The organism is Streptomyces sp. ADI95-17, assembly GCF_003846175.1.
GTDB lineage: Bacteria > Actinomycetota > Actinomycetes > Streptomycetales > Streptomycetaceae > Streptomyces > Streptomyces sanglieri.
This window is the reverse complement of record NZ_ML123050.1, coordinates 177,735-182,889: the sequence shown is the minus strand read 5'-3', so window position 1 is coordinate 182,889 and position 5,155 is coordinate 177,735. Positions and strand designations below refer to the sequence as shown.

Annotated in this window: 2 protein-coding genes and 3 pseudogenes; 3 read left to right on the top strand and 2 right to left on the bottom strand. The window is 68.1% G+C overall.

Annotated features, from left to right (window positions below; translation table 11 throughout):
- Nucleotides 1-591 (bottom strand): annotated as a pseudogene (locus tag EES42_RS31600) (AMP-binding protein); the annotation flags it as partial.
- 834 nt (nt 592-1,425) lie between these two features.
- Between EES42_RS31600 and EES42_RS31595 the strand changes: the two are divergent.
- The 3 genes and pseudogenes from EES42_RS31595 (at nt 1,426) to EES42_RS31585 (ending at nt 3,689) form a co-directional block, all read left to right on the top strand.
- Nucleotides 1,426-2,550 carry an MFS transporter gene (locus EES42_RS31595; protein WP_206433743.1) on the top strand — a complete coding sequence of 375 codons (1,125 nt, stop codon included), beginning with the start codon at nt 1,426-1,428 and terminating at the stop codon, nt 2,548-2,550.
- 53 nt (nt 2,551-2,603) lie between these two features.
- A pseudogene (locus tag EES42_RS31590) lies at nt 2,604-2,975 on the top strand (transposase family protein); the annotation flags it as partial.
- A 114-nt stretch (nt 2,976-3,089) separates the two neighbouring features.
- Entirely contained in the window at nt 3,090-3,689 is a 600-nt protein-coding gene (locus EES42_RS31585; RefSeq protein WP_124721705.1) for a GNAT family N-acetyltransferase, read from the top strand.
- A gap of 122 nt (nt 3,690-3,811) precedes the next feature.
- Here EES42_RS31585 and EES42_RS31580 read toward each other — a convergent pair.
- Nucleotides 3,812-5,047 (bottom strand): annotated as a pseudogene (locus EES42_RS31580) (IS110 family transposase).
- Between the last annotated feature and the right edge of the window lie 108 nt (nt 5,048-5,155).

Sequence of the window (5,155 nt, the reverse complement as noted above, 5' to 3'; positions counted from 1 at the left end):
GACGAACGCCTTGACGATGTTCCCGGCGACCGGATCGGGTCGGCCGATGACCCCGGCTTCGGCGACCGCAGGGTGCTCCATCAGGACGCTCTCGACCTCGAACGGCCCGATGAGGTGTCCCGCCGACTTGATGACATCGTCGGCCCGGCCGACGAACCAGTACCAGCCGTCGGCGTCGCGTCGTACCAGCTCGCCGGTGAGGTTCCAGCCGTCCGCGAAGGCCGCTGCAGTGCGGGGCTCGTCGTGCAGATAGCCGCGGAACACGGACGGCCAGTTGGGCCGGAGCGCCAGTTCGCCCTCGATGCCGGGCTCCTCCAGCACGGTGACCCGTCCGCCGATGACCTGGGCCCGGCCGTCCTCACCGCGCTGTAGCACCGCAGCCTCCACGCCGGGCAGCGGACGGCCCATGGAGCCGGGGCGGATGTCGCAGGCAGCGAAGTTGGCGATCATGATGGCACCCGTCTCGGTCTGCCACCAGTTGTCGTGCACCGGCAGCCCGAGCACGTCCCGCCCCCACACCACGGCCTCCGGGTTGAGAGGCTCACCGACCGACGCGATGCACCGCAGCGCGCTCAGGTCGAACGAACGGGGCAGGAGCGTCCTGCCAGCGGCGCCGAAGGAGTCGATGTACACGTCGGTCGTCACGGAGCCTCCAGGCTCGTAGGGGTTGAGACGCCACGAGCGCCGCCCCGGCGAGAACGGCTGGGCGGCGCATGTGACGTCAGCGGTGCCACCCGGTGGTGTCGGTGATGACCAGGAACTGGTCAGGTCCATCACGACCCGGGCGTCCGTCGTTGCCCTGGCCTCACCGGAGGCGGCTTATTCGTCGGCGGGCCAGGAGGCGCGGGAGCGGACGCGGCCTCCAGCATCTCCAGGCCGTCGACAGTGAAGTTGGGCCGGGGTCTCGGAGACGTCGGGCTGGACGACGGTGCCGGTGACGTGCAGGAGGTCACCGGGATGGATTTCGCGCAGCGGCACATCGGTGATGCGCGGGTCTCCGGTGGTACACGCGTACACGGTGCCCGGGGTGTCGGGTGCAGTCCGGTCTGCGTCGGCGGGGGAGTGGATCAGGTCGAACACTGCGGTGCCCCAGCCGGGGCCCAGTTCTCAGCGCACTTCCCTGTCAAGTTCTTCTGTTCAGGCCCGCCGACTGCGGCTGAGGCCACGAGCGGGATGGGCTCGCCCCGGCGTGCGGTAGGTGTTTTCGAACCCGGGGTGACTGAGCGATCGCGATGGCCCTGCTCGTCTTCTTCGTGCCCGCCGACGTCTGGATGAATTCGGTTGCGGCGGGACCGGTGAGCCCGGTGAGGTATTTCCATGGACGGTGCCACGAAGCAGGCGCAACGTTGGAAAGCAGGGAGAAAGGACCGTACGGTCACGGGGCAACCGGCCCCATGGCACGCACTGGCGGTGCTCGTGGCCCTGATGCTGGCTGCCTTCACCTTCAACACTGCGGAGAACCTGCCGGTGGGCCTCTTGGAGCTCATCTCCGAGAGTCTTCGGGTGTCCCTCTCGGCGGTCGGTCTCCTGGTCACCGCCTACGGCGTAACGGTGGCCGTCGCGTCTGTGCCCCTCGCCCACTTCGTGCAGGCTGTGCCCCGACGTCATGTGCTCACGGGACTCCTGGCCGCGCTCGTCGTATCCGCTCTGGTTGCGGCACTGTCGACCTCCTATTGGCTGCTTCTTGTGGCTCGGCTGCTGACGGCGCTCGCCCAGGCGCTGTTCTGGGCCGTGATGGGGCCGGTCGCGGTGGGCCTGTTCGCGCCAGAGTTCCGCGGGCGAGTGGTCGGGGCACTGTCCGTCGCTGGTTCGCTGGCCTTGGTGCTTGGTGTTCCTGCCGGAACCTGGCTGGGCCGGCGGAGCGACTGGCAGGTGCCTGTCGCCACGCTGGCGGCTCTGGGGCTTGTCTCGCTGGTGACGATCGCCGTTCTGCTGCCGACCTCGCGTCCGGACGAAGAGCCCGCCGCCTACGGAGCCAGCCCCGACGTCCGCCGGTTCGTGACGGTGCTTGTGGCCGGGACTCTGTCTGCCACCGGGGCGTTCACGGGGTACACCTACATCGTGAAGTTCCTGGGTGACGTGAGCGGGTTCTCCCCGAGCACGGTCAGCGCCCTGTTCGTAGCGTTCGGCGTTGCCTGCCTGGCCGGTGTGAGCGTCACCGGCGCGTTGCTCGACCGCTTTCCGCGGCCCGCGCTGACCACGGCCGTGGCCACTCAGGCTGTGGGCATGCTCGGCCTGTACTTGGCTGGCACTGATCCGGTGGCGGCGGTGGTGTTCCTGGCGCTGATGGGCGGTGCGCTCGGGCCGGTGTTCATGTCCACCCAGAACGCGATGCTGCACTGCGCACCGGGACGCACCGATATCGCGCTGGCAGCCAACTCCGGTTCATACAACGCCGGCATGGCGGCAGGCGCCGCGCTCGGTGGACTGATTCTGCCGCTGGCCGACGTGCGGGACGCCTTCCTTGCTGGTGGGCTGCTGACCGTCGGAGCTTGCGCGGTGCTGCTCGGCGGACCGCTGAAGCGTGACAGATTGAAGTTCGCCAAGTAGAACCGGCCAGAGGCTGTCCCGTAACTGCTGGTCACGGGTGAGACGATCTTGTCGTGTCTGGTGTGATCACGGCGTCGGAGTCGCCCTGGGTAGCCCCGTTCTCCTGGTTGATCCCGCGTCAGTCCGGAAAGCTGATCGCCGCGTTGCGGCGCGAGGGGGCGGCTCCGGTCCGCAAGGGCCTGCCCTGGAGCCTGCCGCTAGAGGACCGCGTCCTGCTGGTCGCCGCCTACTGGCGAACCGACCTCACGCCCCGGCAGTTGGCGCCGCTGTTCGGCATCTCGAAGTCGGCCGCCGCCCGCATCATCGACTACCTTGGCCCGTCGCTGGCGCTCCAGCCCCGCCGGCGGTTCCGCAAGGACACCGCGCTGATCGTGGAAGGCGACCTGGTCCCCACGCGTGACCACCAGGTTGCCGAGCAGTCGAAGACATCTCATGTCGCTGGTGGGTCAAGTCGGCGCTAGGACTTGTCCGGCCGATCGCTGGAAGAGCTGAGTCTGTGACCTTGACGTGTGGGGCCAGCTTCGGCCGATCATGGCTCCATGACTCGCGCTCTCTCGACGAAGCCCGTCATTTCCTCCGGCTCGCTCGCCAGTTCCCCTCAACCTGTGCTCACGGTCTTCGGTGGTCTGCTGCTGCGCCCCTGGGAAGGAGGCGACGCGCCAGGGTTCCTCTCCGCTTATCGTGACGACGAGATCCGTCGCTGGCACACGCGACGGCCCTTGACCGAGACGCAGGTCCAGGAGTGGTTCGACGCCTACCGGCGGGACTGGCAACGAGAAACGGGCGGCCACTGGGCGGTCACCCGGGACAGCGGTGAGGTGATCGGCCGGATCGCCCTGCGCGGCTTGGACTTCGACGACGGCACTGCCAACGTCGCGTACTGGGTGCTCCCGGCGGCCCGAGGCGCCGGAGTGGCCTCCGGTGCCCTCGCCACGCTCACCGCCTGGGCCCTGCACGAGATTGGCTTCCACCGCCTGGAGCTGGACCACTCGACACGCAACGCGGCATCCTGCCGAGTCGCCATGAAAACTGGCTACCTCCTGGAAGGCACCAAGCGCAGCGCCGCCGTGCATGAGGACGGCCGACACGACATGCAACTGCACGCCCGCCTGCTAGGCGATGAGCCTGACGGGCGATGACGTGCGGAGCCAGCCGACGGCCGAGGCGGCGGTCAGGGTGCCGAGATTGACGAATCCACGCTCGCCGTAGCGAGTGGCCACAGCCCGGAACTGGTGGCCAGGTGATCGGCCGGACAAGTCCTCTAGGCGGCGATGTCCAGAGGCACTGCGAAAGCGCGATCGGGGTCGTAGTGCGCCCGGTTCTGAAGACAGTGGTAGAGGCAGCCGAGCAACTTGTTGAACAAGTTTCTGAGCGTGGCTGTGTGGCGTTCTTCGCCTGCTCGTCGTCGGTCGTAGTGGGCACGTGGGGCCTCGGTGCGAAGGGCGGCGAAGGCCCACATGTACCCAGCGGCAGCCAACCGCTGGTTCTTGACTGTTCGGGCCACGACGACGTGGCTGCGGCCTGAGGCCCGGGTGACGGGAGCCGCGCCAGCGTATGCCTTCACCGCTCTGGCATCTGCGAAGCGTTCGCGGTCGTCGCCAATTTCGGCGAGGACCCGTGCTCCTGACAGTACAGACAGGCCAGGGAAGCTGGTGATGACACCGGTATCAGGGTGCGCGAGGAACGCTTCCTCCGTCGCTGCCGCGAGCTGGGCGACACTGTTGCAGGCGGCATCGAGCTGCTGGATCAGAGCCGCCGCTTGGTGTCCCAGGGCCAGTTCAACCTTGGGCAGCTGGCGGAGGCTGTCGGCGCGGAAGATTTCCCGGAGACGCTCAACCTCGGTGTCGATCCCGCAGCGCGGTCGTGCCGTGCGTTTGAGCAGCGCACGCAGCTGGCTGCGGGTGAGCTTGGCGGCGTCAGTCGGCGTGGGTGCCGCAGCGAGAATCATGCGAGCACGCGGTGAGTCGAGTCCGGGCTTGCCCGGTCCGTGAAAAGCCACGAGGGCGGCCGGGTAGTACTCACGCAGGTGAGAGCGGAGTCGATTGATCATCTGCTGCCGGTCCTAGACTGCGTCCTGGTGGGCACGGGCGAGAGCCGCGACGGCCTGCCCGGCCTCGCTGTCCGCGGGCAGCGGCCGGTGGGCATGCCGGTCGGTCCGGAGGATATTGGCCAAGACTCGGGCATCGGCGGCATCGGACTTGGCCCGGGAGACGCTGCCGCGGTCGCGGTAGCGGGCCGCGGCAAGCGGGTTGATCGCATAGATCTGACGGCCGGTGGCCCGAAGGCAAGCGACCAGCAGGCCGCGCGGGGTCTCGATGGCGACCGGAATCTGGGCTTCGGCGGTGTCTCCGTGCTGTGCCAGCAGTGCCGTCAGCGCTTGGAATCCGGCGCTGTCGTCGCTGATCCGAAGCTTGGCCACCTGTGTGCCGTTCTGGTCGACGAGGGCTATGTCGTGGTGTCCTTCCGCCCAGTCGATTCCGCAGAAGATCGTGCTCAAGTCCTTTACCTCGCGCTAATTTGCCGGTGCCTTCCGTGCGGAGCCCGCGGCGCTCTAATAGAAGTGCTCAGGGCACGCCATCTCATGAGCCGTTCGTGCCTCCAGCGA

Bases quoted from the DNA above. Each gene is read 5' to 3' on its own strand.
- EES42_RS31595 (WP_206433743.1), top strand. From the start codon at position 1,426: ATGCTGGCTGCCTTCACCTTCAACACTGCGGAGAACCTGCCGGTGGGC.
- EES42_RS31585 (WP_124721705.1), top strand. From the start codon at position 3,090: ATGACTCGCGCTCTCTCGACGAAGCCCGTCATTTCCTCCGGCTCGCTC.